This window comes from Alkalimonas cellulosilytica (assembly GCF_036325985.1).
GTDB lineage: Bacteria > Pseudomonadota > Gammaproteobacteria > Enterobacterales > Alteromonadaceae > Alkalimonas > Alkalimonas cellulosilytica.
Genome location: NZ_JAUHLI010000003.1, coordinates 241,508 through 267,453 on the forward strand (window position 1 = coordinate 241,508; position 25,946 = coordinate 267,453).

Below are 25,946 nucleotides of genomic sequence, written 5' to 3' on the forward strand. Positions count from 1 at the left end.
ACTGCGTCAGTATCATTACACGTCTTAACCATTTGACCAAGTTTAACCGCCAGGTTTCCAACTTACACGGAGCTTTCAAGCATGTCCGATGCTGTGATTCATGATGTATTAAGCGGTCGCTACGCTGTGGGCGATACCGTTACTGTTAAAGGCTGGGTCCGCACCAAGCGCGACTCCAAAGCCGGTATTTCTTTTGTCGCTGTGCACGATGGCAGCTGCTTTGATGCAGTGCAGGCGGTGGTGCCTGCCGATTTGCCGAATTACGAGAGCGAAATCAAACGCCTGACCACTGCCTGCTCCGTGGTAGTGACCGGCACCATTGCCCGCTCCGAAGGCCAGGGCCAGCAGTTTGAAATTCAGGCCAGTTCGGTAGCCGTGATTGGCTGGGTGGAAAACCCGGATACCTACCCGATGGCGCCAAAACGCCACTCGATGGAATACCTGCGCGAATTTGCCCATCTGCGGCCACGCACCAACATCCATGGCGCCGTGACCCGGGTACGCAACTGCCTGGCGCAAGCGGTGCACCGTTTCTTTCATCAGCGTGGCTTTTACTGGATCAGCACCCCAATTATCACCGGCTCGGATACCGAAGGCGCTGGTGAAATGTTCCGGGTCAGCACGCTGGATCTGGAAAACCTGCCGCGCACCGAGGCCGGCAAAGTAGATTACAGCAAAGATTTCTTTGACCGCGAAACCTTCCTGACGGTTTCCGGCCAGCTGAACGTAGAAACCTACTGCTGTGCCCTGTCCAAGGTGTACACCTTTGGCCCGACTTTCCGCGCTGAGAACTCCAATACCAGCCGCCATCTGGCCGAGTTCTGGATGATTGAACCGGAAGTGGCTTTTGCTGAACTGGCCGATGTCGCGCAACTGGCCGAAGACATGCTGAAGTACGTGTTTAAAGCCGTGTTGGAAGAACGTGCCGATGACATGGCCTTTTTTGCCGAGCGGGTGGATAAAGACGCCATCAGCCGTTTGCAACAGATGGTGGACTCCAGCTTTGTGCGGATGGATTACACCGATGCCATAGAGATCCTGCAAAACTGCGGCAAAACCTTCAACTACCCGGTGGAATGGGGCATTGATTTGCAGTCCGAGCACGAGCGCTACCTGGCCGAAGAGCATGTGGGCGCGCCCATTATTTTGCAAAACTACCCGAAAGACATCAAAGCCTTCTACATGCGCTTGAACGAAGATGGCAAGACGGTAGCGGCGATGGATATTCTGGCCCCCGGCATTGGTGAAATCATTGGCGGCAGTCAGCGCGAAGAGCGGCTCGACAAGCTGGATGAGCGGCTGGAGGCCATGGGCCTGAACAAAGACGATTACGGCTGGTACCGCGATCTGCGCCGTTACGGCACTGTGCCGCATTCAGGCTTTGGTTTGGGCTTTGAGCGATTGGTCAGCTACGTGACCGGTATGGGCAATGTACGCGATGTGATCCCCTTCCCGCGCACTCCTGGCAACGCTGATTTCTAAGCTGTTGTTACCTGGCCAAACGAAACAGCCCCGCTTAGGCGGGGCTGCTTTTTTTTAAACCGCTTTAAAATTCAGCAAAGAAGTCGGCCGGATCCAGCCCTGCTCGGATACGTACCTCAGAGGCCGGTGTGCCCAGATACAAAAAGCCGACAATTTCATCGTCTTCGCCAAGCTCTAGCGACTGCTTCACAAATTCCATCTCAGCGTACATGCCGGTGCGCCAGATCCCACCATAGCCTAAAGCAAAAGCCGCTTGCTGCATCGCCATCACCGAGCAGGCTGCTGACTGAATTTGCTCGTGCAAAGGTATTTTCGACTCGCTGTTGCAACGGGCAATGCAAACAATCACCATCGGTGCCCGTAACGGCAACTGCCGGGCCCGCTCCAGCAGATCATTGGAAATGGTCGGATCATCTTCTACTGCCGCTTCGGCAAAAATATCGCCCAATCGCTCCAGTGAAGACCGGCCCTGCACAATCAAAAAGCGCCAGGGCCGCAAAGTACCATGATCCGGCACCCGCAATGCAGCCTGCTTGATCAACTCCAAAGCCTCGCCTTGCGGTGCAGGTTCTGTTAAACGCGGACAAGATTGTCGTGTGGTCAGTAGCGTGATCGCATCCATCATCAAACCTTTTCTCAGATCAAAAACAGCGATGTCATCCATAGAGACAAGGCTATCAGAAGTTTTTCAGGCTGCCTACGGCTTTTGCTGCAATTTGCAGTGAAGTCGATTCAAGCGCTGAGGAATCGCGCAGACTGCTCAGTTTTCTGCCAGAGCCGCCCGGTACAGGGCTTCATACTGCTCACGCGCCTGCTGCCAGCTGAACAGCTGTGCCATCCCTCGCTGTTGCATCGCCAGATAGGCCGGTTGGTCCTGATACAGTGCATCGGCTTGCTGCAATGCCTGCACCAGAGCAACCGCAGTTGCCGGCCCAAAATGCAGGCCAGTACAATCTGGTTCCGGGTACGGCACCACCGTATCTTTCAGGCCACCAGTGGCCCGCACTATGGGTAAGGTACCGTAGCGCAAACTGTAAATCTGATTCAAACCACAAGGCTCAAACAAGGACGGCATCAAAAAGAAATCGCCACCGGCTTCAATTTTATGCGCCATCGCCTCATCAAAGCCCATCACAAAGCTCATCTGGCCTTTGAAGCGAGCTGCCAAAGCAAACAAGGCTGCTGTGAAATGTCGCTCGCCGGTGCCCATAATCAGCACCTGCGAGTCGGTGGTAGGCAGCCATTGTTCAAGCGCCGGCAACAGATAGTCGAACCCTTTTTGGCCAGTAATGCGGCTAACGGCCACATACAGCGGCACGGGCTTCTCAGGCAATTGATGATGCTGTCGCAACCAGGTTTTGCAGGCGGCCTTACCGATGAGATCCGGCCAATCGTAGTTGGCCACCAGATGCGGATCCTCAGCCGGATGCCACAAGCCATAATCACAGCCATTTAAAATGCCGCTAAAATCAGTTTGTCGCTGCTGATAGAGTGTCGCTAAACCATTGGCGGCAGGCTCACTGAGCAATTCATCCCGGTACCCCCTACTCACCGTATTGAGTTTTGCCGCCGAACGTATGCCCTGCTGCAACAGATTGACCGGCTCTGCACTGACTGACAGCTCCAACTGACTGGCCCAGCTGGCAGCCACCACTTCCTGGTAAGCGCCATTGTGAATGGTAAACACAAAGCGGCTGTTGGCAAAAAAGTCATCCTGTGCCTGTTCCTGCCGTAAATAGACACCGGCTAAAGCCGTTTGCCAATCATGACCATGAATAATGTCCGGGCAAAACCCTTGCTCCCGGCACCAGGTCAGGGCAGCTTTGCAAAAAAAGGCAAAGCGCAGCGGATTATCGGCATAGCCATGCTCACCATCATCGTAAGGTCGCAACCGTTGGAAGAACTCATGATGCTCAATCAAACCAACAGCAACACCATCTTTTTCCAAATGACGCACCGCACAGCCAAAGGACCGATCACCCAGCGTCAGATACACCGATTGCCAATCATGCGTTGTTAGCTCATACAAACTGCCATACTTCGGCAGCAGCACCAGCACCTGATGACCGGCCTCGACCAAGGCTTTGGTCAGCCCTCGACAAGCATCGGCCAGGCCGCCAGTTTTAATGAGGCCTTCGTACTCACTGCATAACATCAAAATACGCATTCAACGAACCTTTCTCTTTTTCACGCCAAATTTAGTCAAAGCCAACCCGGGCTCCTTTGGGGATCACGATGACACCTCCCTCCGACACATGAAAGCGCTGACGATCCAGACTCATGTCTTCGCCAATCACGGTATTAGGCGCGATCTTCACATCTTTATCAATGATGGCACGGCGGATACGACAACCACGGCCAATGTCGTTGTTGCCCATCAACACACACTTTTCAATGTAGGCATGGCTGTGCACATGCACATTGTAACCAAGAATGGAATGATAGACGATGGAGCCACTGATGATGCAACCCGACGATACCATGGAGCTGATAGCTTGTCCGGTGCGGTTGGCTTCATCGTGCACAAACTTGGCCGGTGGCATCGGCGGCGTATAGCTGCGTAGTGGCCAGTAGCGGTTGTACAAGTCAAACGGTGGGATCACCGCAATCAAATCCATATTGGCTTCGTAGTAAGAGTCGAGTGTACCCACATCCCGCCAGTAGCCACGGGATATCTCCTGCTCACCCCGAATCACATTGCTGGAAAAATCATACACATACACATCCCCTCCCGGATAAAGCCTGGGGATAATGTCCTTGCCAAAATCGTGACTGGACTCTGGATTGCTGGCATCGGTTTCCAGGCTATCGACCAGGCAGTTCTTTTCAAAGATGTAGTTGCCCATCGAGGCCAGCACATAATCCGGCCGGCCAGGTATGGTTTTCGGGTTCGACGTTGGCTTTTCTTCAAAGCCGATCATTTTACCGTTGGCATCCACTTCAATCACGCCAAAATGATGCGCATCGGCCACCGGTACTGGTATCGCGGCTACCGTCATGCTGGCATTGTTCTGGCGGTGAAAGTCCAGCATTTGCCGTACATCCATCTTGTAAATATGATCGCCACCAAAAATACACACCTCTTCAGGATCCAGACCATGGATCAAGTGCAGATTCTGATAGATGGCATCGGCTGTGCCGAGGTACCAGTGCTTGCCGGTTTGCATTTGAGCCGGAATTGGATCGATAAAGCGGTTGGTTAAACCAGAGACCCGCCAGGCCCGCCCCAGATGCTTCATCAAAGAATGCGATTTGAACTGAGTGATCACGAAGATTTGCAGAAAATCCGAGTTGACGAAATTATTCAATACAAAATCGATGATCCGGTAGTTGCCACCAAAAGGAACGGCTGGCTTGGCACGAATTCCGGTAAGTGGCGCCAGTCGCGTTCCCTCACCTCCGGCTAAAATCATGGTTAACACACCTGACATACCAACTCCCTGTGACTTGAAAAGAAAAGACCGATTGATAGAAACTAAGGCTTTGCAAAGCTGAGGCCACAATGCACTACTGCACTAACGAATAAACGCCTGCACTGCATACGTATGCGGTAATGTAGGCCGCCTGTATGTCAACAGCATGACAACTGCACCAAAATACAGCAGCGCACGACTGACAAACGCACCAAAAGTGAGCGTGGTTGCACTACCAGACTACTTCAGGCTAGCAAAGCTTATGGCCGGCAACAAGGTAAGGAAGAAACAAAAGTAGAAACAACATGATGTATGCCTTGCTGCCACAACAGACAGCAAGGCACGACGGCAAGGCTTTAAATGCGGGCGGCCAGTTCGGCCCCCTGACGAATAGCACGTTTGGCATCCAGTTCCGCCGCCACATCCGCACCACCAATTAAGTGCACCGGGACGCCGGTTGCCTCCAGTCCTGCTTGCAAAGCACGCAGTGGCATTTGCCCCGCACAGATAATCACATTATCTACCTGCAGGCAGCGCTCTTCACCGGCAATTTCAATCCAAAGGCCGTGATCATCGACTTTACGGTATTGCACACCAGCAATGCTTTCCACGCCTTTGCTTTTAAGCGAAGCACGGTGCGCCCAACCAGACGTTTTGCCAAGACCAGCGCCGACTTTGCTGGTTTTACGCTGTAGCAGGTAAATTTTACGCGCAGCAGGCTCTGGCCGATGTTCCGGCAGCAAAGCTCCCCGAGCCTGATAGGCTTTATCCACGCCCCACTCTTTGAGCCAGGCATCCGGTTGCAAGGTCAATGAGTTGTTTTCGGTCAGGTATTCAGCCACATCAAAGCCAATGCCACCGGCGCCAATGATGGCGACGTTTTTGCCAACGGCTTTGTGATCGCGTAGCACATCCAGATAGCTCAGCACCATGGGATGATCAATGCCGTCAATATCAACCGGTCTTGGCACAATGCCTGTCGCCAGGATCACCTCATCGAAACCGCCCTGCTGCAGGGACTCCACACTTTGCTCACTGTTTAAGCGCAGCTCGATGTGATGCAGTTCCAGCATGCGGCCAAAATAACGCAACGTTTCGTAAAACTCTTCTTTGCCCGGAATTTGTTTGGCGTAGTTAAACTGGCCGCCAATCTGGTGCGATTTATCAAACAAAGTCACCTGATGACCGCGCTGTGCAGCATAGACACTAAAGGCAAGGCCAGCCGGACCGGCACCGACCACGGCCAGCTTTTTCGGCTCTGCCGCCGGCTCAAAATTCAACTCGGTTTCGTAACAAGCACGCGGGTTCACCAAACAGCTGGCGCGTTTTTTCTGAAACACGTGATCAAGGCACGCCTGATTGCAGGCAATGCAGGTATTGATTTCGTCGGCTTTGTTGGCGGCTGCTTTATTGACAAAATCAGCATCAGCTAAAAAAGGCCGCGCCATACAAACCATATCCGCCTGACCATGCGCCAGGATGTCTTCGGCCACTTGCGGCGTATTAATGCGATTCGTGGCCATCACCGGAATCGTGATTTCCTTACGGACCCGCTCAGTGATCCAGCTGAAAGCAGCGCGCGGCACCCGGGTGGTGATGGTGGGAATACGCGCTTCGTGCCAGCCGATACCGGTATTGATGATGGTGACCCCGGCTTCTGCTACCGCCTTGGCCAGCTCCACGACTTCCTCGTAGCTGTTGCCATCCTCCACCAGATCCAGCATCGATAAACGATACACGATAATAAAATCGTCACCACAGCGCTGACGTACCGCCTTGATGGTTTCCAGCGGGAAACGAATGCGATTGGCAAAGTCACCGCCCCAGTCGTCTTTGCGCTGGTTGGTGCGCTGACAAATAAACTGATTGATCAGGTACCCTTCCGATCCCATGATTTCAACCCCATCATAGCCGGCTTTTTTGGCAAGCTCCGCGGCTTTGGCAAAATCCTTGATGGTGTTGTTAATTTGCCGCTTCGACATCTCGCTCGGGGTAAACGGCGTGATCGGGGATTTGATTTTGCTCGGGGCTACATTAAACGGATGGTAACCATAACGGCCGGCGTGCAGCAATTGCAAACAGATTTTCGCCCCCTCGGCATGCACCGCCTCTGTCACCTGAGTGTGCTTCTTCACCTGCCAGCCAAAACTGAGCTGACTGCCAAAAGGTACTAAATTGCCGCGAAAGTTCGGGCTGATACCACCGGTAATAATTAAGCCGACACCACCTTTTGCCCGTTCGGCATAAAAGGCTGCCAATTTACTAAAACCGTTTTTTTCTTCTTCTAAGCCGGTGTGCATTGAGCCCATCACGACGCGGTTGCGCAGTTGAGTAAAGCCCAAATCCAAAGGCTGCATTAAATGTTGGTAAGCCACATCGCCCTCTCTGGTCATACCTGTTAACTTGTCCGTTAGAGGGTAGCTGTTTTACCCCGGATACGCAATATGTACATTTGCTTACAAATTGCAGTTATCTTTCATCGTTAAATTCGCTAGCATAGTATCACCAAGCTCTTTCTTTCATGTTGTTTAGGAATTTGTATGTCTGCAGCCAACCCCGGAATAGTACGCCGCTTCTTTGGAGGCATCTGGCGTGGTTATAAAGTATTTCGTTCCATTATTTTAAACACCCTGTTTATTCTGATTGTATTGGTCGTGCTGATCAGTATGTTCAGTGGTAAGGATAAAGTGCAGGTGCCCCCTACCTCGGCACTGGTGCTGAATTTAAATGGCGATCTGGTAGAAGAAAAGCGCTTTGTTGATCCCTTCGCTACCATCATCAATGAAAGTATTGGCGGCCAGTCCGATCCGAACGAAATTTTGGTTTCTGATGTACTGCGCGTGATCCAGCAGGCTAGCAAAGATGATCGAATTCAAGCCCTGGTGCTGGATCTGTCCGGTCTTGGCCGTGCTTCTTTGGATAAGCTGCAAGCCATCGCCGAAGAGCTGGAAAGTTTCAAAGCTGCTGGCAAGCACATCTACGCCCGAGGTGCTTACTTCGGTCAGAATCAGTATTTCCTGGCCAGCCTTGCCAACGAAGTGCACCTGGACCCTATGGGCGCAGTGCTGCTGGAAGGCTATGGTAGCTTCCCGATGTTTTACAAAAGCGCGCTGGAAAAGTTAAAAGTAAACACTCATGTATTTCGGGTGGGCACTTATAAGTCCGCCGTTGAGCCTTTTATCCGTGACGATATGTCGGAAGAGGCCAAACAAGACAGCCTGTTCTGGCTCAATGATTTGTGGGACAGCTACAAAAGCATGGTGGCAGAACGTCGTGGTTTAACGGCGGATAGCTTCATAGAAACCCGTGACGGATTATACCAACTGCTACAGCAGCATGATGGTGATCTGGCTCAGGTCGCGTTGGCACTTGGCCTGGTTGATCAACTGACCACCCAGCAAGAATTCCGCCAAAAAATGATTGAGCTGGTAGGTCAAAACGACAACCAAACCTACAATCATGTGACCTTTGATGATTACCGCGACATGGTGGTGCCAAACCGCCAGATCGATAACCCATTGACAGACAAGGTTGCCGTGATCGTAGCCCGCGGCATGATCATTGATGGCAGTGCTAAGGCCGGAACCATCGGCGGTGACAGCACGGCAGCCATGCTGCGCCGGGCCCGGAATGACGATAAAGTCAAAGCAGTGGTGCTGCGTATTGATAGCGGTGGCGGCAGTGCCTTTGCCTCTGAAATCATTGGCCGTGAAGTGCAGGCTCTGCGTGATGCTGGCAAGCCGGTCATTGCCTCGATGGGTGCAGTTGCTGCTTCCGGTGGTTACTGGATTGCGGCGCCTGCCACAGAAATTTGGGCATCCCCCACCACCATCACCGGCTCCATTGGTATCTTTGGTTTGTTCCATAGCCTGGAAGACAGCTTCAGTGCATTGGGTGTGAATGTTGATGGGGTGGGTACCACTGAGCTTTCTGGCTTTAGCTCTGGCTTGCCATTCTATAAAGGCTTGCAACCACGCGAAAAAGATATTTTCCAACTGCTGGTTGAGCGTGGTTACAAAGAATTCCTCAGCATGGTGGGCAAGCACCGTGGCATGAGCATTGAAGCCGTTGATAAAGTAGCCCAGGGCCGGGTATTTACCGGCCAACGTGCCTTAGACTATGGCCTGGTCGATAAGCTGGGTAGTTTTGAAGATGCCATCGCGGCAGCTGCAGAGCGGGCTGGTTTAAGCCATTACGACGTCAAAGTGATTGGTCATGAGTTATCTCCGTTTGAGCAAATGGTGATTGATCTCTTTGGCGGTGCAGCCAATCAGGGCTGGCTGCCTCAGTCTGCCATCAGCCCGGAGCGTCAGGCGCTTGGCCGCTTAACCCAACAGCTGCGGCATGATTTTGTTACCTTAAGCAACTTCAATGATCCGCAGGGGCTTTATGCTTTCTGCCTGCTGTGTCAAATCGACTGACACCAAACCGTTTGTTCGCTACAATGCCCGGCCTGTGCCGGGCATTTTTTTAAGGCCAACCATGAATAAAAAACGAATTTACGTCGCTTACACCGGCGGCACCATTGGGATGCAAAAATCAGCGCAAGGCTTTGTACCAGCACCCGGTTTTTTAACCCAAACGGTGCAAGGCATGCCGGAGTTTTTTCGTGCCGAGATGCCTGAGTTTAGTATTCATGAATACGCAGAACTGATCGACTCCTCCAACATGACACCGGCGCACTGGCTGCAAATCGCCAAAGATATTCAGCGCAATTATCAGGATTATGATGGCTTTGTGGTACTGCATGGCACCGATACCATGGCTTATACCGCATCGGCTTTGTCTTTTTTGCTGGAAAACCTGGCAAAACCGGTCATTGTTACCGGCTCGCAAATCCCATTAGCACAACTGCGCAGCGATGGTCAGGTCAACTTGCTGAATGCGCTCTATCTGGCAGCGGAATACCCTATCCACGAAGTATCGCTGTTTTTTAACAATCAGCTGTTTCGTGGCAACCGGGCCACCAAAGCCGATGCCGATGGCTTTAATGCGTTTGCTTCACCGAACTACCCACCCTTGCTGGAAGCGGGGATCCAGATCCGTCTGCAAGCCGGCGCACTCAGCTCCACAGAGCGACATGGTCAACCTTTGCAGGTAGCCGATGTTGTGCCTCAGCCTATCAGTGTGGTTACTCTTTATCCGGGAATTGGTGTGGAAGTCATTGCCAATATGGCTTCAGCGCCGGTGAAAGCGCTGATCATTAAATCCTATGGGGTTGGTAATGCTCCGCAACAGCCTGAGCTACTGGATACCTTACAGCAGGCCACCGAGCGCGGCAGCATTATTGTGAACTGCACCCAGTGTTTTCGTGGCCGGGTGAATATGGAGGGTTACGCCACCGGCCATGCCCTCCAGGAGCGCGGCGTGATCAGCGGCTACGACATGACACTGGAAGCCACCCTGACGAAGTTACACTACCTGCTTAGTCAGCCACTCAGCGCCCAGCAGATCCGTGCAGAGATGCAGCGTAACCTTCGTGGCGAGCTCAGCAAAAACTGAGCTTAGGCCTCGCTAAGCTCAGAGTAAGCAGCTTGCTTATGCAAATAAGGCTTCAATGCGTTCCAACAAAGCAACTTCATCGCTTTGAACCGGGCCATGACTTAACCAGCGTAGCAACAGCGCATCTTTGCCAAAGCTGCTGGCCTGATTGTGCTTCTCTGCCAGCAGTCGAAGCTTCAGAGCCGAGATCTGCTCAGGCTTAGCGGCCGGATCCTGTACCTGCCCTGCCAGCATTAACTCCAACACCATGGTCAGCTCGCTGCGGCTCATGGCATCGGGCTGCTGTGTGAAAGCGTCCCGCCACAGTGCTGGGAGCTGAGCTGGTTCAGCGGCAGTTTTTAATGCGGTAAATAATTGCTGATAGCTTTGCTGTTGTTCACTGGCCTGTTGCTTGTACTGCTTTTGCTCCAGCTGATCCAGCATCTGCTGTCTGGAGCGTTGCAGTGATGCAAAGCCGCTAAGATCCAACGCCTGCAGCTGGTCTCGCAATGAGTTCAGCTGTTGCAACTGATTGCTTTGCTGCAAGGCTTGATCGCAAGCCGATAATTGTTGCTGCAAGGCTGCTTGCTGCTGATCACGATCGTGCTGCGCTTGTTGGTAGTCCTGTTTGCGCCTGGCAAAAAACGCATCGCATAAGCTACGAAACTCTTGCCATAACGCGGCATCCTGCGCTTTACCGGCATACGGGATCTGTTTCCAGGCTTGCTGGCATTGTTTTAAGATAGCCGCCGCCTGGTGACTATCGCTCAGCGCAGCCGCGGCCTTCACTTGCTCAATCAGTTGTTGCTTTTGTCCGGCAAAGGTGGCTTGCTGTTGTTTTATCTGCTGGCGCATCTGTTGGCACAATTGCTGATAGTCAGCCTGAAGTTGTTCATGGCGCTCTTTGGGGACCGGGCCGATAGCTCGCCAACCTTGCTGCAACTGCTGCAATGCAGCCGACAGGTCAGCAGCCGGCTCAGCCAGCAGTGCGCTGCAGCTGGAAAGTAAGTTTTGCTTGTCAGTGGCATGTTGCTCACGCTCTGCCTGCTGTTTGGCAAAAAACTCGCGGCAAGGAGCAAATGCCTGTTCACAGGCCGCATCAAACTGTTGTTGCCAGTCTTGCTCTGCTGCATCGACTGTTTTACCCAGCGAAAGCCAATCCGCCCGCGCTTTTTTCACCAAAGCAGAGCGCTCACTGGCACTGTGCATAGGCTGCCCGGCCAGTTGCTGCATCTGCGCCAGCAAGGCTTCCTTTCGTGGCCTGGCAATAAATGCCTGCAGCTCACTGAGCACATCCAGCTGTTGTTTCGCCTGTTGATACAAGGCATCCAGTTGCTGTTGTTGCTCTGGCAGTAACTGCTGATAACTGAGCTCAATGCCCTTAAACAAACCAAAGAGTTGGTTAAACTTTCCGGCCTGATGCAAGCGCTTAAACTCATGCAACTTACTACGGCAGTGGCGAAAAGGCTGCTGTGACTGACGCTCCAGCTCTTTGACCGCACCTTGCCAGCGCTGCTGCAAGGCCCTGTAGGATTGCTTGAGTTCTGCCGGTAATGCCAGCGACAAATCCGCCGATAATTGCTGCCAGCTTTGCTGCCATTGTTGCATAAGCGCTTTAGCATCCATGAGCTCAGAGCTATGCAAAGGTAAAGCTTGGGCCTGCCACTGCTGCAACAACTGCTCCGCCTGGCCATAACGTAACGCCACCCGGGGTAAATCGACCAGCTGTTGCTCCAGCTTCGACAATTCATGCTGCAGCAGAGCCTGATCAGCCGCCGTGACATCGGCTTGTTGCAACTGCAGCTGCAGCGCTTGAAACTGACTGTTGAGCTGCTCGGCTTGCTGCAAATTGGTCTGCATCAGGCTCTGCTGCAAATCAATTTCCAGTGCCGTAATGGCCTTGCGCAGGCCAATCAATTGCACTTGCTGTTGTTGCTGCTTTTCTTGCTCCGCTTGCTGCTGCCGTGCCTGCTGCCAGTGGTGAGCAAAGAATTGTGCCACCGAGGCCGACAACTGTTGAAATCTGTTGTGTAGCTCCGCACCATCATTCAGTTGGTGCAGTGCATCGGCAAGTTCATTCCATTCCTGCTGATAACGCAAAAAGCGTTGTTCGCTGTCGGCTGGGTTGCGATCTTTAAGCGCATTGATTTTGGACAGGATCAGACTGGCCTGCTTACGCAGTTTGGCTGGCAGTTCCCGCTGTTGCTGACGCTCGGCCAGCAATTGCCTGACCTGCTCGGCCAGCTCTGAGGGCAATGCTTTTTGTACCCGCTCCAGCTCTTTGTCATCCTGAATGAATGGCACTAATTGCAACCGGTCTGAAAGCGCAAGCTGGCTATCCTGCAGCGCTTCCAGGTACAGTTCTTGTTTATCCAGACGCTGCAACAGACTGAGCTTAATACTGCTGTCTTGCTCTTGACGTAAAATTTGTTCCAGCACACTGCTGCGTTGGCATTGCTCAATAAACTGCTGTTTTAACCGAGGCGGGATCTGGTTGGCAATCACCATCTGCACCACCCGGTTTTCAGCGTCTAAGCGAAGACGATCAGATGCTTCTTTTTTGCTGGCTTGCCACCACAGCGAAAAATCGTTTAGTTTTTCCAGCGCCGCCTGACGGACTCTGGCATTGCCATCGTTAAATGCCAGTTCATGCAGAATATGCTTGTAATCTGCCTGTTGTTCATTCAGTTCATCAATGGCAGCAATACGCTTGTCAATTTCCGGGTGCTGCCACTTGGGCCGAAGCAGGCGCTTAAAGATCATCATGATTAAACCGTGCAATGGGTGTTTGTTGTTGCCAGGATGCTTTCATCTCGGCTTTGCTTTTTTGCACCATCTGGCCATCGGCACCTATGGTAAAGGGCTCATTGCTTTTCAGCACCTTGGCCTGGTACGCCAGCACCAATTGCATACTGTGGGCACGTTGTTCATCCGATAACAAGCTGCCATCAGCCCAACGGCCAGTAGCGACTGCTTCGGCTAGTTTCTCATAGGTCTCTGGCGCCATGGCGCCTACTAAAGAGTCAAAGTCCATGTTTGGATTTTCGCTTTAACATCAAAATCCGTACCCGGTTGACCAGATACCAGATAAAACCAACACCAATGGCTGCTATAGCCGCATAGTATTGCCAACCAAAGGGAGGCAATTGCCAGTAAAAAAAGAAACCGGCCAGAAACAACACCATCGCAATCATCGATTGCGTCATCAAGGATTGACTAAGGTTTAAACGGCGATCACGCTCCATGGCAGCCAGCTTGTCTTTGTCGAGCCCTGCAATCGCAGCACCACACTTCGGACACTCAGGTGCCTTATCGGATACTTTGTGCCCGCAGGCTGGGCAACTGATAATGGCCATGAACTCCCCTTCGGTAGCAGCCAGCTGCTTTAACAGCTGGCTCTGATTCAATTAGCGTAATTGGTCGACAATCGCCAGAATTGCGGTCAGGCTGTCCGAACCAAACTTCATCGAGCGAACATCGCTCCAGCCATACAATTCATCCGGCAGCTTGTCATTGTCTTTGAATGGCATTTCCAGGGTAAAAGACATGCAGCTAAACTGCTGGGCGACCCAGTTGGAGGCAACCGTCATATTGGCTTTGCCGGGCGCATCTACTTCGTAACCGTGTTCATTCTGGAACTCCGGCGAAGCCATTAACAGATACTGGCGAAAGTTTTGCTCCAGCGACTGCATACGCGCATCAAAGCAAGGAACGCCTTCACTGCCAGCCAGGAAGTTGTACGGGATGTTTTCATCGCCGTGCACATCCAGGTACATATCGACACCCACTTCCAGCATTTTTTGCCGCACCAGATAGACTTCCGGGCTTTGCTCCATCGAAGGCGACTGCCACTCCCGGTTCAGGTTCACACCAATCGCATTGGTGCGAAGATGACCCCGGACACCACCATCCGGGTTCATGTTCGGTACCACATAAAACACGGCTTTATCCAGCAGACTGCGGGCAACCGCATCGTCATCATCCAGTAAACGGTCTAGCAAGCCCTCGACAAACCATTCGGCCATGGTCTCACCCGGGTGCTGCCGGGCCGTGATCCAAATGTTACGTTTGCTCTCATCCGGCTCGCCAATCACCAACAGGCTCATATCACGGCCATCCAGGGTTTCACCCAACTCTACCAGCTGACAACGCTCATGCAGCTGTGCCTGTTGCAATAAATCCAGGTGTTGCTCGTAGCTGTATGGCGCAAAATAGGCAAAGTAAACCGACTCAGCTTCCGGGTAATGGGTAATCACCAGTTCCTGACCAGTGAACTCAGTGTCGACCCGAAACCAGGTTTGCCGATCATAAGAGGCTACCGCCTGATAGTTCTTCCAGCCATCCGGGTAGGCTGAACCAGTGACATTGGTGATTTTGATGGTATGGGCTTCAATATGGGGTGTATGCAGGCGAAAATGAAACCACTGGTAAAAATCGGATTGATTGTCTTTGCGGATGGCCAATCGAATATCGGCAGGATCGGTGGCACTGATCACATCAATATTGCCACTGTCAAATTGAGCGGTAATTTTCATACAGGTTTCCGTGGTTGTAAGGCTAAAGGTACAACTTGCATTTTGCTATGATGCTTATGGTTATCTGGCTAAGGGTATCACAAAGTGACGGTAGAAAAAATCTCAACGCACCCGAAGTTCAAGTCCAAGCCGGCTGCTCCAGCCGAGGGATTTGCGTTGCACCCGTCCTTGTGCATCCAGTACATAATAGGTTGGAAAACCTCGGATTTGATAATCCTGCAGCATCTGCTCATTGCCAAGCAATACCGGCATGCTCAGGTTCAAATCGGCAACAAAATCCTGCACTTCGTCCGGGCTCTGATAGCTCAGCGCTACCGCAACAATATTCCAACCGTCGCGTTGCAGAGCTTCCAGGTTGGGCATGCTGTATTTACAGATGCTGCACCAGGGGGAAAAAAAGTACAATACGGTGGGTTTGCCCAGCAGATCATCCCTGCTCAGCCAGTCATGCTCTAAAGTTCGATGGTAAAACATTGGGGCCTGAGTATCAGCTGCCAGCAAAGCGCGCTCCCGAAACCAGGACACGACTTGCACTACCAATACCACAGCAATCAGATGCAACAATAAAGAACGAAGCATGGCAATCACCGTAGTACCAGCTTGTAACAACAAGCTGGTACTAGCCAGTTTAGGTTAGGAAAGCTTCTGACTGCGGCTACGGCTACGACGCCACAATACCAACAAAGACAGGGCAAAAGCAGACCAGAGCGAACCTGAGGCACTATTGCGTTTATAGGTTAACTCATTTTCTACGCCACAAGCACTCGGGGTGCCATTGGCAATAGGGGTTAACTTAACCGCCCGAGCCTGGAACTCAGATCGTGGGTTGCCATCTTCATCCACAATAACCTCTCCGAAAGAGTTGCGCAGGGGTACTTCGGTGACGGCGGTGGCCAGAATTTCATTGCTGTTATTGATGCTGCTGGCTTCTACCAGGGTATAGCCGCTGTCACATGCCAGGTAGGTATTCAGATCGACAAAACTACCATCCGCCATGTTGTACATAAAAGCACGTTGCCGCTTGGCCGACGCGATCACAGCCTCGGTTCTGCCAACAATAACGCCTTGATCATTAATGGCCTGAGGCACGGTATTGGCACTAATAAAGAAGTCTTCAGGAAATTCGATGCTGCTGCTGTTTATATCGTAGGTAAACATCCGGTTACGAGCTTGCCCCGAAACAAACTTGGTGGCATAACCAACCACGATGTTGTTGTTGTTCACCGCCGTCGCCACACTTTGCAGCCATTCCCGATCATCCGATGCAAAAATCGGCAGCACCTGACCATCGATAAAAATCGAGGCCCGATCGCTTGAGTACATGTTTTCATCGGTAAACCGAAATCCTGTCCAGGGGTCGATCCGCTCTGTGCGAATCACATCGCTGGAGTCGGAATAAGTGGACACCCCAACAATAACCCCTTGATTGTTAAGGCCATTAGCCCGGCTGCTGTACTGAATATCTGGCAATTCGGTTTCAGGGTGGGCTTCATTACTGCCTTTATCCCCTAAAAAGCCCAAAACCTGCGGCTCTGAAATGGTTAAATCACTGTTTAATTGCCACACCATGGCTCTGTTGACATAGCCACTGCTGATACTATGCAGATAATGCAAGCAGTTTTCGATGGGTGCTGAAAAGCCGGTACAGTTTTCTTCCACCAGGGTGACAAAGTTTTCACGGGCGCTGACGCTGCCACTGCCAATAATCAGACCTTCATCGCTGATGGCCTGGGCAGTACTCAGGCCACCACCCAACTCAGCATACACCGGGGTCAGTATTAAACGCTCATTCCCAACACGCACTACTCCCAAACGCTGAGCACCGGCTGGACGCCAAATCTGATGCTCGGTAGCTTCAGGGATCTCATCACCATCATCTACCGACTCAGGATCCGTGGTGCGAACAAAATCAATGTACTCAAAAGGAGGCGTTGCATACCCCACCTGAATATTCTGGTTATTTTGCCCCGTTACCAACTCATCATTACCAATTTGGGCTGCAGTGCCGCGAAACTGCAACAGCTCAACCCCTTGGCCCTGCTCAATAAAAGCTGCCGTGGTCGTCACCGGCTGCAAGGCATAACGATCCACCAGATTGTTGAATCGATTCTCCAAAGTGGTGTTGAGGTTGTTGTACTGAGTGGGCCAGTTCAGCAAGAAAGAATACAAAATAGCATGGGTCTCGGCCGTCAGTTCGCCGCTTTTTAACTGCGCCAACTGCTCTTCACTAAACTGAGCAGCGACCACTTCGTTGTCAAAGTCAATTTTGCTGATATCAATATCGATGGCATAGAGCTGACGGCCATTCAGAACCGCCACGCCCTGGTCATTCACCGATGTCGCGTAGGTAGCACGCGCATCGACAACCTCGCCTAAGTCAACCACCTGATACACCGCAGCTGAAGTACTAAAGGCGGTCAGTAAAGGCAGCAAGGCCAGGTTGATGGGTGATAATTTCATGCAAAAACCCCTATAATACGTCTGTTTATTATGCTTCTAAAATTTCCCAGCGCTCGTAAGCATGCGCCAGCTTCGACTCAAGTTCAGCAAGTTGGTTCAACACAGCTTGTGTTTGTTCAATCGGGCTGGTAAAAAAATCCGGTGCGTTCACTTGTTGCTGCAGCTCGGCCAGTTGTGTTTCCAGTGTTTCAATTAAAGCGGGCAATTGTTCCAGCTCGCGCTTTTCTTTAAAGGACAACTTCCGCTCGGTGCTAACCGCCAGCTTGTCTGCTTTTTTCACTGCAGCTTCTGGCGCAGGCGCTGCTTTTGCTGGCTTTGCGGCAGTGCCGGCTTGTTGTGCCTGCCAGCGTACCACATCATCGTAACCACCGGTAATATCCACGATGGTACCACGACCGGCAAACAACAAACTACTGGTGACGGTGTTATTGACAAACTCCCGGTCGTGACTGACCAGAATCACCGTGCCCTGATACTGCTGCAGAATGTCTTCCAGCAGCTCCAGCGTTTCAACATCCAGATCATTGGTTGGCTCATCCAGGATCAGCAGATTGCTGGGTTTGGCAAACAAGCGTGCCAACAGCAGGCGGTTTTTCTCGCCACCAGATAATGCCCTCACCGGCGTGCGGCTCCGGGCTGGTGGGAACAAAAAGTCCTGCAGGTAGCTCAGCACATGGCGACTCTGGCCATTTTGCATCACTTCCTGACGGCCATCAGCGACATTGTCCTGCACCGTGGCATCCAGATCCAGCGCCTGACGATGCTGGTCGAAATAGGCGACTTCCAGATTTGAGCCCCGCTTGATGCTGCCCTGCTCCGGCTCCAACTCACCCAGCAAGAGTTTAATCAAGGTTGACTTGCCAACCCCATTAGGTCCTATCAACGCCAGCCGGTCACCGCGCATCACCAGCAAGTCCAACTTATTCAGCAGTGGCTCACCACCAAAGCTATGACACAGCTGTTTGGCTTCAAACACCAATTTGCCGGAGCGCTCGGCCTGCTCGATGGCAAACTCGACCTTGCCTAAACTTTCTACCCGGGCGGCGCGCTCTTTACGCAAAGCTTTCAGTGCCCGTACCCGGCCTTCGTTGCGGGTGCGCCGTGCTTTGATGCCCTGGCGGATCCAGACTTCTTCTTCAGCCAGCTTTTTATCGAACAGCGCATTGTGCTGTTGCTCGTCTTCCAGGATTTTTTGCTTGCGATCCAGATACTGCTGGTAATCGCCAGGGTGTGAAGTGAGCTGACCGCGATCCAAATCGATAATACGGGTAGCTAAAGCGCGGATAAAGGCCCGGTCGTGCGAGATAAAAATAATGGCGCCTTTAAACTCTTTTAAAAAACCTTCCAGCCATTGAATCGCCGCGATATCCAGATGGTTAGTGGGTTCATCCAGCAGCAGAATATCCGGCTTGGCTACCAAAGCCCTTGCCAGGGCAGCTTTACGCAGCCAGCCGCCGGAAAGCGAGGCCAGGTTTGCTTCAGGCTCCATGGCAAACTGCTGGCAGAGTGCGGTTACGCGTGCTTCCAACGACCAGCCATCGCGGCTATCGAGCTCGGCTTGCAACTGCTCGAACAAACGCATTTGCTGGGGATTTTCGGCATCGAGCGCTTCCGATAGCTGATAAAACTGTTGCAGTTTATCGGCCAGATCGCCGGCACCTTCGCGAATAAAGTCGGCGATGCGGGTGTCCATTTTCGCGGGAGGGTCTTGCTCCAGACGGCTTAATACCACACCGGTTGGCAGCACCACCTGACCATCATCCAGGCTTTGCTGACCGGTCAGCACTTTTAGAAAGGTCGATTTACCGGCGCCATTGCGCCCGACCAGACAAACCCGTTCGCCACTGAATAAACTAAAATCCACCTTATCCAGTACCGGATGGGTACCAAAGGCCAGACAGGCCTGCTGAAAACGTAATACTTCCACCGTTATTGTTCCTGTACCTGTTGTTGCAGCCAGGCCATCAGTTGCGCCTGGTCAAAGGGCCAGCCCAGTGTGGCCTTGCTGTGGCGGCAAGCCACGACCGGGATCAAGACCCGGTATTGCTCAAATAACTGCTCATGGTCCACGATATCCAGCACCTGATACTGGCCAGCTAAACCTGCATCCACTAGCATCTGCTCGGCTTGCTCACACAGATGACAGCCCCAGGTGCTGTAGAGTTCAAACCGTACAGTCATCGGCTCAGCTCAAAACAGACATGAATGTGCGGATTGCGCTTAAAGTCTTCCGGCAAGGTTGCCGCCGAAATATCTTTCACCTGCCAACCATCGGCTTCAAGCGCCTGATAATCCAATTTAAAGCGGCGCTTGTTGTTGGAGAAAATCACTACACCGCCTTCTTTCAGCCGGTATTTGACCAGCTCCAGCAGTTTGACGTGATCGCGCTGCACATCCCAGCTGTCCTGCATCCGCTTGGAGTTTGAGAAAGTTGGAGGATCGACAAAAATCAGATCGTACTGCTGCTGGCAACGGGTAAGCCACTGCAAACAATCGGCTTGCTCAAACTGGTACTGATGACCGTGCAAGCCATTCAGTAAAAAGTTACGCTTGGCCCAGTCCAGATAGGTATTGGACATATCCACGGTAGTGACTGAGCTGGCGCCGCCAATGGCTGCGTGCACCGAGGCCGTGCCGGTGTAGGCAAATAAATTCAATACCGACTTGCCTTGGGCCATCTGCTGAATGCGCTGGCGGGTAATGCGGTGGTCCAAAAACAAGCCCGTATCCAGATAATCGCGCAGATTCACCCAGAGTTTGGCACCGTATTCCTGTACCTCTTTGTACTGGCCTTGCTGTTGCAAGGCTTGATACTGTTTGGTGCCTTTTTGCCGCTCCCGCACTTTCAGCACCATTTGCTCCGGCTTAATGCCAAGCACCTGTGGCACCTGATTCACCACATCGAACAAACGCTTTTGCGCCACATCTTCATTCACTGAAGCTGGCGGTGCGTATTCATGCACCACCACTTCACCGTCGTACCAGTCGACCGCCACGTTGTATTCCGGAATATCGGCATCGTACAGCCGGTAGCAACGGATGTTTTCCCGCTCCGCCCATTTTTTCAGCTGTTTGCGGTTTTTAATAAGCCGGTTGCCAAAGGAGCTGCTTTCAGTAAAAAACAACGCCGGCGCTTCGGCATTGCGGCTTTGCACCTGCTTTTCAGTCAGTTCAAACAGGCTGAACTCGCAATCGAGTGGGCCATTACTAAATTGGTAGCTTTTGCTGCGTGCCAGCTTCAGGGCCCGCAGTAAATCCTGATTCGAGGTGATAATCGCCAGGCGCCAGCCTACATAATGCTGCTTTAACGCCACTGAAAAACGGGTATAGAGTGGGATCAGCGCCGGTAAGTCCCCTAGCCGCTCGCCATAAGGCGGATTGGTGACAATCACCCCTGGCTCTTTGGAAACGGCAACATCCAGTGCCGTGGCATCGCCTTCCATAAAAGTAATCAATTCAGCCACACCAGCATTGCTGGCATTGCGCAGGGCTTTTTGCAGCACCTGCGGATCTTTATCCAGCCCATACAGCAGGCCAGTGGCCAGTTCTGTTTTAGCGGCCAACGCCTCTTTACGCAGGCTTTGCCACAGTGCCGGCCTGTGGCCGGGCCAGCCTTCAAAAGCAAAGTGCTGCCGCTGCAAGCCCGGTGCCCTGTTGGTAGCGATAAGCGCAGCTTCAATCAATAAGGTACCACTGCCACAGAAGGGATCGAACAGCACCTGATCATGCTTCCAGCCGGAGCGCAGCACCAGGGCAGCAGCCAAATGTTCTTTCAGTGGCGCTTCACCCTGGCCAAAACGGTAACCGCGCTGATGCAGCGATGGTCCGGAGAAGTCCTGCAAGAAATGAAAGGCTTTATTGCTGATACGCACCTGAAAACGGACATCCGGCTGTTGCCGATCCACATTGGGTCGTTCATTGGTTTCACGGCGAAACTGATCGACAATGGCATCTTTTACGCGCAAGGCACCAAACTGGGTGTTATCGATGGTTGGGTGCTTGCCTACACAGTCAATGGCAATGGATTGCTGCACCGACATCAGTTCAGTCCACTTTAGCTGGCTGGCGACCTGATACACATCAGTGCTGTTATCGACCATTTCAGTATGCAAGTGCCGCAGAATACGGGTAGCCAGTCGCGACCACAAGCACAGCTGATACGCCGTTTTTAGATCGGCCTTAAACCGCACTACCCCCATGGTCATCTTAACCACTTCGCCCTGATGCTGACGGATCTCATCCGCCAGTAATTCCTCCACACCTTTGGAGGTTAATGCCCAAAATTCCAGCATGCTTTGACTGCCATGAAAAAAATCGATGAGTAGTATATCAGAAGCGAAACCCGAAGACGCGCCTGAAGGGGTGAATCTTTGTTACCTTAGCAGTGGCTTTTAGCAGCAGGTGCCGAATAAAGCAGCAAACGATTGCCATCGATTGAAATGGTGCTTGCGTCCTTAACAAAAACCCCCTATCATTCGCCCCGCAATGACGGACGCGGGATGGAGCAGCCTGGTAGCTCGTCGGGCTCATAACCCGAAGGTCGTCGGTTCAAATCCGGCTCCCGCAACCAATTGTGACCAAGCTATTCCAAAGGTCATCAATTAACGTCTTGCAAATCAACCAATTATCTCTACTGCTCAGGGATAATTCACGGACGCGGGATGGAGCAGCCTGGTAGCTCGTCGGGCTCATAACCCGAAGGTCGTCGGTTCAAATCCGGCTCCCGCAACCACTTTACACATCGATTTAACCCACTGATTTACATTACATTCCCTTTATTGGGAAAAACTTTCGTTCCCATAACACCTACACTGTGACGGATCTGTGACAACCTCGATTGCCACAGCAAAACTTTTCCGGATCCTTTGTACCTATAAACTGTAAAAATTGACCTTTAGGTCATTCGCCTCTGCACAAAAGCGTGTCACAACAATCTGTGACATAAAGTGATTCTAATTGATGTTAATATCGCTCTTAAAAACGATTACCGCAGAAGATCACCCACCTATAAATCAGTTAATTATATGTTCAGGGGAACATTTGATGGATTTTTTTAAACTCGTCACCGCTGTGACAAAACTAAAATTTTATAGTACCGATTTACTCGCAAGATTTATAACTGAATCAGCGGTAGTGAAATTAGGCTGCTGTTGAACTGACCTCAAGTAAATGCTCGGGTTTTGCTCTCAACTTTTTTGATGTTTTTATAGTTGCACTTACCCGGTTTTTATTTTTTCCAAAAAACAAGCGGTTTATCAATTATTTCCTTGAAGCCTGATATAAGTAACAGTTTTTCTAACTCACTGTTTGGTTTTTGCAAGGCAATTTTTAAAACGCCTCCCTTATGCCGATTATCTAAGTGAGCCCCTCCCTGAGCAGATGCTAGAGCAATAAGGTCATCTTCAGAAAAAGCATGCTTTTTATTTATTTCTACCATTTTGCTCTGTGTGTTACGAAATATTTTAGCTTTACTAATTATATTTGATAATGCGCTTCTGACAGAGCTTATGGGAATATTCTCAGCTATTGATGCAAGGCTCATACAAGCTTCATTCAAAGAAGAAGCATCTTGGAAGGTATTAAGATAGTCTACTACCTTCATGTATTCAGCCCCTTCCAAATCATTATAGCTTGCAGATATAACTTTATTATTTGACAAGCACTTGAATACCAAACCACTCGATGAGCCACCAACCTCAATTATCCACCCATGTTTTTTGCTGTAACCGAACCATCCACCTGAGGTAGATTTTTCACTAAAAAATTGAATTATACTTTTTGCAAGTTCAAGGCTAGGTGGGGTTGAGTTTAATTTCCCATTGGTAGATTCTAATGATCTTCTTTTGCGAGCCATCAGCACTTCTTCCCTTTCTAAAACCTGAGCTGCAGTTAGGCTAGGAAGACCATTTAAACTTGAATATTCCTGATAAAAAGTATGACCATTTTTATCTTTTCGGGTAACAAGAAACTTTCTTAGGTTTTTATTAGGCGTTAAATTAAATTTTGTTCTAAGAAGCTTCTCGCAAGCGTTTTGCCAATAAATAAAATGATCATGTTCTGCCAGAAAAGGTATGGCCTCAAGCTGTTGCTGACTGGATACGCTACTTACATTCTTTAAAAGCTGCGCTTGCTTACTAAGCTTGTCAATTACTCGTACACCAGAAATGCTTCCACGTAGAAACTCCAAAATAAAGTGATTTTCAAACTCCAAAACACATACTTCACAATTTGAATTAATTAGCTTATGAAACAGTAAGTCATCGGTAATGAAGTTCATTTGCTTTAACAGCGAATAAGTCGAGGTTGGTAGAAAAACAGAAAAGCCCAAAAGTCGGTTTTGATAATTCGACCAAAATGCCACCCGTGAATTTAACTGCCTAATTTCCCATTCTTCTAGTCCGAGTTTTCCAGCAACTACTGGCTCGGTCAATTTGGCAATTAACTTACTAAAATCAGCAAATGACATAGCACCAATTAGATCTTTGATAACTTCTTGTGCCGCATTATTAAGTTTGCTAAAACGAGAATTTATTACATATGGTGAATAAATACCGAGAATTAGTTTTAAAAGAGTTTCCTGCTGCTCGAGTTTTGCAAAAGGTATATCAACTAAAGCAGATGAAAAAAAAGTGTCTTTTTCTTCGTCATTTAATTTTGCAATGATTGTGAATAATTCATCATAACCAAACATCTTATTATTTTTAACCCAATACCGAGCCAGCCCCTTTAAAGCGTCTTTTGAATGCTTAATCTGCCCAGGTAACCCACATTTTGAAAGAACTTGGGCTGGTAACATCCTAAAGATAAGTGCTCTTTGGCATAGTTCAGACGTATCACCACTATAAATCCCCGTCAAAAGCAATGTACGCTGCTTATCAACCTTAGCTAGATACTTTTGAAAATTTGCAAACTGCTTAACAAGCCCTTTTGAAAACGAGATTTCATGGCCATCGAGATACAGTGCAAGTCGCCAATAAAGTAAATAACGCAATCCATGGTTTTTACAGGCAGTCTTCCATATCAATATGTTTGATGAATACTCCTGATTGTGATTCACACTGTCCCAGCGCTCTTTACCATCAAGTAAAGCAATCCACTCAAGCACGGAGACTTGAGCATCCAACCCGGATTCAGCAAGATTTAGGATTACTGAAATATCCCTAGGTGGAAGTTCTGGCAAGCGAACATCTTTAAACAGTAAATCATCAAGCGCAGAATCTATATTTCTGGAGAGACTTTGTATTCCACTAGGTAATGGAATATCCGGAAAGTTAAGATTTAGCAGCATGACTAACGACCTTCTAAAAACATCATGAATGCTTCATCAGATTTAAACTGCATTCTGAAGATGACTTTTCGATCGCCAGCTAAGGAAATCTCATGATTTGCATCTAGATACCCCCGCCCAGCCACCTGGATTTTGTTCACAAGTGCATCACGCTGCTCAAAATCAAGCCTATTAATAAAGTCGAAGACACTGTTTGCACGCCTTAAGCTAAGTGACATATTGTGTTCAGTCGAACCATCAGAGCTTGTGTGACCCTCGATAATTATTCGAGTAATTTCGTCGCTAATGGCTGAGTCCGAAAACAATGTCTCACCATAAACGGGTACAAAACGTTCCAGGAAAGCAACACCTGCAGGAGTAATATCAGCCCTATTGACATCAAAGAGTACGCTATCCAATAGTGTTATATCACCAGTTTCCGGATTGACTTCCGCGTTAATCCCTCGTTCATTAAATTGCTGCTGCAATGCTTGAATGATCACGATGCGCTTATTCTGGTTTTCTTCCTGTGCTTGTTTCAGTTGGAACAAGGTTGCAACAACAAGCAAAGCAAAAACCATAAGCAAACCGGCCATTAAGTCACTAACCGATAGCCATTCATTGCTCTCATGCTCGACAGCTGGATTATTTACACTCGAGTGTGCATTCATGAAACTTCATCCATTTCGAACTGTTGCTTTGTGATTTGAGCGGAAACTAGATACTCCGCGGACTGGAGTAAACGCTGATGGATTCTAGTTGCAGCTTCATCCATACCAGTAAAGAACTTAATATGCCCTTCATTTGCCCTGTCGAAATAGCTGTTCAACGCATCTGGTACTTGCTCCATAAATTGAGTTAAAACTTGCTGACTCGCCTGGTATTGCTTTTCTACCCCACTTAATTGCCTGCCAATTGAAGATGCGGCCTGCTCAATGGTATTGACATATGCCGCATCCAACATCCTTACAGACTGAACAAGATTACTCACCAAATCTACGGCATGCTGCATATCAGAGAGATTAGCTCCTAACTCAGTACTTAGTTCTTTACGACGCTCATACTCTTCTATAAAGATGGCATGACAGTCATCAACCACTTTAGCAAGTCCATCTCGCTGAGAGCCAAGGGTCTGCTCTAATAAGTTGTTTTGTTCATTAAAGAATTCAGTCAAACTGCTTTGATAATTTGTGCGGAATAGCTGTAGCTCCTCTTCAACGACATTCTTAGTTTGCAACAAAGACTGCTCAATGTTGCCTAGAGTTAGCTGTAGGCTATCTTTAGAAGAATCCATTAATCTAGCAGCAT

General features: G+C 50.3%; 18 protein-coding genes, 2 tRNA genes and 1 pseudogene. 5 read left to right on the top strand and 16 right to left on the bottom strand.

The window, feature by feature from the left end:
• The first annotated feature begins 81 nt into the window (after nt 1-81).
• Nucleotides 82-1,482, top strand: coding sequence for an asparagine--tRNA ligase (asnS, locus tag QWY20_RS04445; protein WP_330127829.1), 1,401 nt, complete (start codon nt 82-84; stop codon nt 1,480-1,482).
• 64 nt (nt 1,483-1,546) lie between these two features.
• Here the strand turns inward: asnS and QWY20_RS04450 are convergent, their stop codons facing one another.
• The 4 genes from QWY20_RS04450 to QWY20_RS04465 form a co-directional block, all read right to left on the bottom strand.
• A complete protein-coding gene (locus QWY20_RS04450) occupies nt 1,547-2,104 on the bottom strand; it encodes an NAD(P)H nitroreductase (protein WP_330127852.1) in 558 nt (185 codons plus the stop codon).
• 138 nt (nt 2,105-2,242) lie between these two features.
• On the bottom strand, nt 2,243-3,649 hold the full coding sequence (locus QWY20_RS04455) for a glycogen synthase (RefSeq protein ID WP_330127830.1): 1,407 nt from the start codon (nt 3,647-3,649) through the stop codon (nt 2,243-2,245).
• 31 nt (nt 3,650-3,680) lie between these two features.
• Nucleotides 3,681-4,913, bottom strand: coding sequence for a glucose-1-phosphate adenylyltransferase (gene glgC, locus QWY20_RS04460; protein ID WP_330127831.1), 1,233 nt, complete (start codon nt 4,911-4,913; stop codon nt 3,681-3,683).
• A 338-nt stretch (nt 4,914-5,251) separates the two neighbouring features.
• Nucleotides 5,252-7,288, bottom strand: a complete 2,037-nt coding sequence (locus QWY20_RS04465; RefSeq protein WP_330127832.1) for an NADPH-dependent 2,4-dienoyl-CoA reductase — start codon at nt 7,286-7,288, stop codon at nt 5,252-5,254.
• A gap of 147 nt (nt 7,289-7,435) precedes the next feature.
• Here QWY20_RS04465 and sppA point away from each other — a divergent pair, with 147 nt between their 5' ends.
• Nucleotides 7,436-9,316, top strand: a complete 1,881-nt coding sequence (gene sppA, locus QWY20_RS04470) for a signal peptide peptidase SppA (protein WP_330127833.1) — start codon at nt 7,436-7,438, stop codon at nt 9,314-9,316.
• Nucleotides 9,317-9,377: 61 nt separating this feature from the next.
• Nucleotides 9,378-10,397, top strand: a complete 1,020-nt coding sequence (gene ansA / locus QWY20_RS04475; RefSeq protein WP_330127834.1) for an asparaginase — start codon at nt 9,378-9,380, stop codon at nt 10,395-10,397.
• A gap of 36 nt (nt 10,398-10,433) precedes the next feature.
• Here ansA and QWY20_RS04480 read toward each other — a convergent pair whose 3' ends face one another.
• The 9 genes from QWY20_RS04480 to rlmKL all read right to left on the bottom strand — a co-directional run bounded on the left by QWY20_RS04480 (nt 10,434) and on the right by rlmKL (nt 21,663).
• Entirely contained in the window at nt 10,434-13,142 is a 2,709-nt protein-coding gene (locus QWY20_RS04480) for a DUF349 domain-containing protein (RefSeq protein WP_330127835.1), read from the bottom strand.
• On the bottom strand, nt 13,129-13,410 hold the full coding sequence (locus QWY20_RS04485; RefSeq protein ID WP_330127836.1) for a YeaC family protein: 282 nt from the start codon (nt 13,408-13,410) through the stop codon (nt 13,129-13,131). Before QWY20_RS04485 ends, QWY20_RS04480 begins: the two co-directional genes overlap by 14 nt.
• Entirely contained in the window at nt 13,400-13,732 is a 333-nt protein-coding gene (locus tag QWY20_RS04490) for a zinc-ribbon domain-containing protein (RefSeq protein ID WP_330127837.1), read from the bottom strand. Before QWY20_RS04490 ends, QWY20_RS04485 begins: the two co-directional genes overlap by 11 nt.
• A gap of 51 nt (nt 13,733-13,783) precedes the next feature.
• The gene (locus tag QWY20_RS04495) at nt 13,784-14,911 is read right to left on the bottom strand and encodes a M14 family metallopeptidase (RefSeq protein WP_330127838.1); all 1,128 of its coding nucleotides are present in this window, start codon (nt 14,909-14,911) and stop codon (nt 13,784-13,786) included.
• Nucleotides 14,912-15,013: 102 nt separating this feature from the next.
• Nucleotides 15,014-15,490 carry a TlpA disulfide reductase family protein gene (locus QWY20_RS04500; RefSeq protein ID WP_330127839.1) on the bottom strand — a complete coding sequence of 159 codons (477 nt, stop codon included), beginning with the start codon at nt 15,488-15,490 and terminating at the stop codon, nt 15,014-15,016.
• Between the two features lie 54 nt (nt 15,491-15,544).
• On the bottom strand, nt 15,545-17,371 hold the full coding sequence (locus QWY20_RS04505; RefSeq protein WP_330127840.1) for a DUF3466 family protein: 1,827 nt from the start codon (nt 17,369-17,371) through the stop codon (nt 15,545-15,547).
• Nucleotides 17,372-17,399: 28 nt separating this feature from the next.
• Nucleotides 17,400-19,298: an ATP-binding cassette ATPase Uup gene (gene uup, locus QWY20_RS04510; RefSeq protein WP_330127841.1), complete on the bottom strand. Its 1,899-nt coding sequence runs from the start codon at nt 19,296-19,298 to the stop codon at nt 17,400-17,402.
• A 2-nt stretch (nt 19,299-19,300) separates the two neighbouring features.
• On the bottom strand, nt 19,301-19,552 hold the full coding sequence (locus tag QWY20_RS04515; protein ID WP_330127842.1) for a glutaredoxin family protein: 252 nt from the start codon (nt 19,550-19,552) through the stop codon (nt 19,301-19,303).
• Nucleotides 19,549-21,663, bottom strand: coding sequence for a bifunctional 23S rRNA (guanine(2069)-N(7))-methyltransferase RlmK/23S rRNA (guanine(2445)-N(2))-methyltransferase RlmL (gene rlmKL, locus QWY20_RS04520; RefSeq protein WP_330127843.1), 2,115 nt, complete (start codon nt 21,661-21,663; stop codon nt 19,549-19,551). Before rlmKL ends, QWY20_RS04515 begins: the two co-directional genes overlap by 4 nt.
• A 201-nt stretch (nt 21,664-21,864) precedes the next feature.
• Here rlmKL and QWY20_RS04525 point away from each other — a divergent pair.
• A tRNA-Met gene (locus QWY20_RS04525) sits at nt 21,865-21,941 on the top strand.
• Nucleotides 21,942-22,026: 85 nt separating this feature from the next.
• Nucleotides 22,027-22,103: transfer RNA gene (locus QWY20_RS04530), tRNA-Met, on the top strand.
• Between the two features lie 495 nt (nt 22,104-22,598).
• On the opposite strand, the gene QWY20_RS04535 is transcribed toward QWY20_RS04530, so the two are convergent.
• From QWY20_RS04535 to QWY20_RS04545, 3 genes and pseudogenes are all read right to left on the bottom strand, one after another.
• A complete protein-coding gene (locus QWY20_RS04535; RefSeq protein ID WP_330127844.1) occupies nt 22,599-24,659 on the bottom strand; it encodes an EH signature domain-containing protein in 2,061 nt (686 codons plus the stop codon).
• 2 nt (nt 24,660-24,661) lie between these two features.
• Nucleotides 24,662-25,309 (bottom strand): OmpA family protein, encoded by a 648-nt coding sequence (locus QWY20_RS04540; RefSeq protein WP_330127845.1) that lies wholly within the window; start codon nt 25,307-25,309, stop codon nt 24,662-24,664.
• A pseudogene (locus QWY20_RS04545) lies at nt 25,306-25,946 on the bottom strand (hypothetical protein); the annotation flags it as partial. The pseudogene QWY20_RS04545 and the gene QWY20_RS04540, both read right to left, overlap by 4 nt.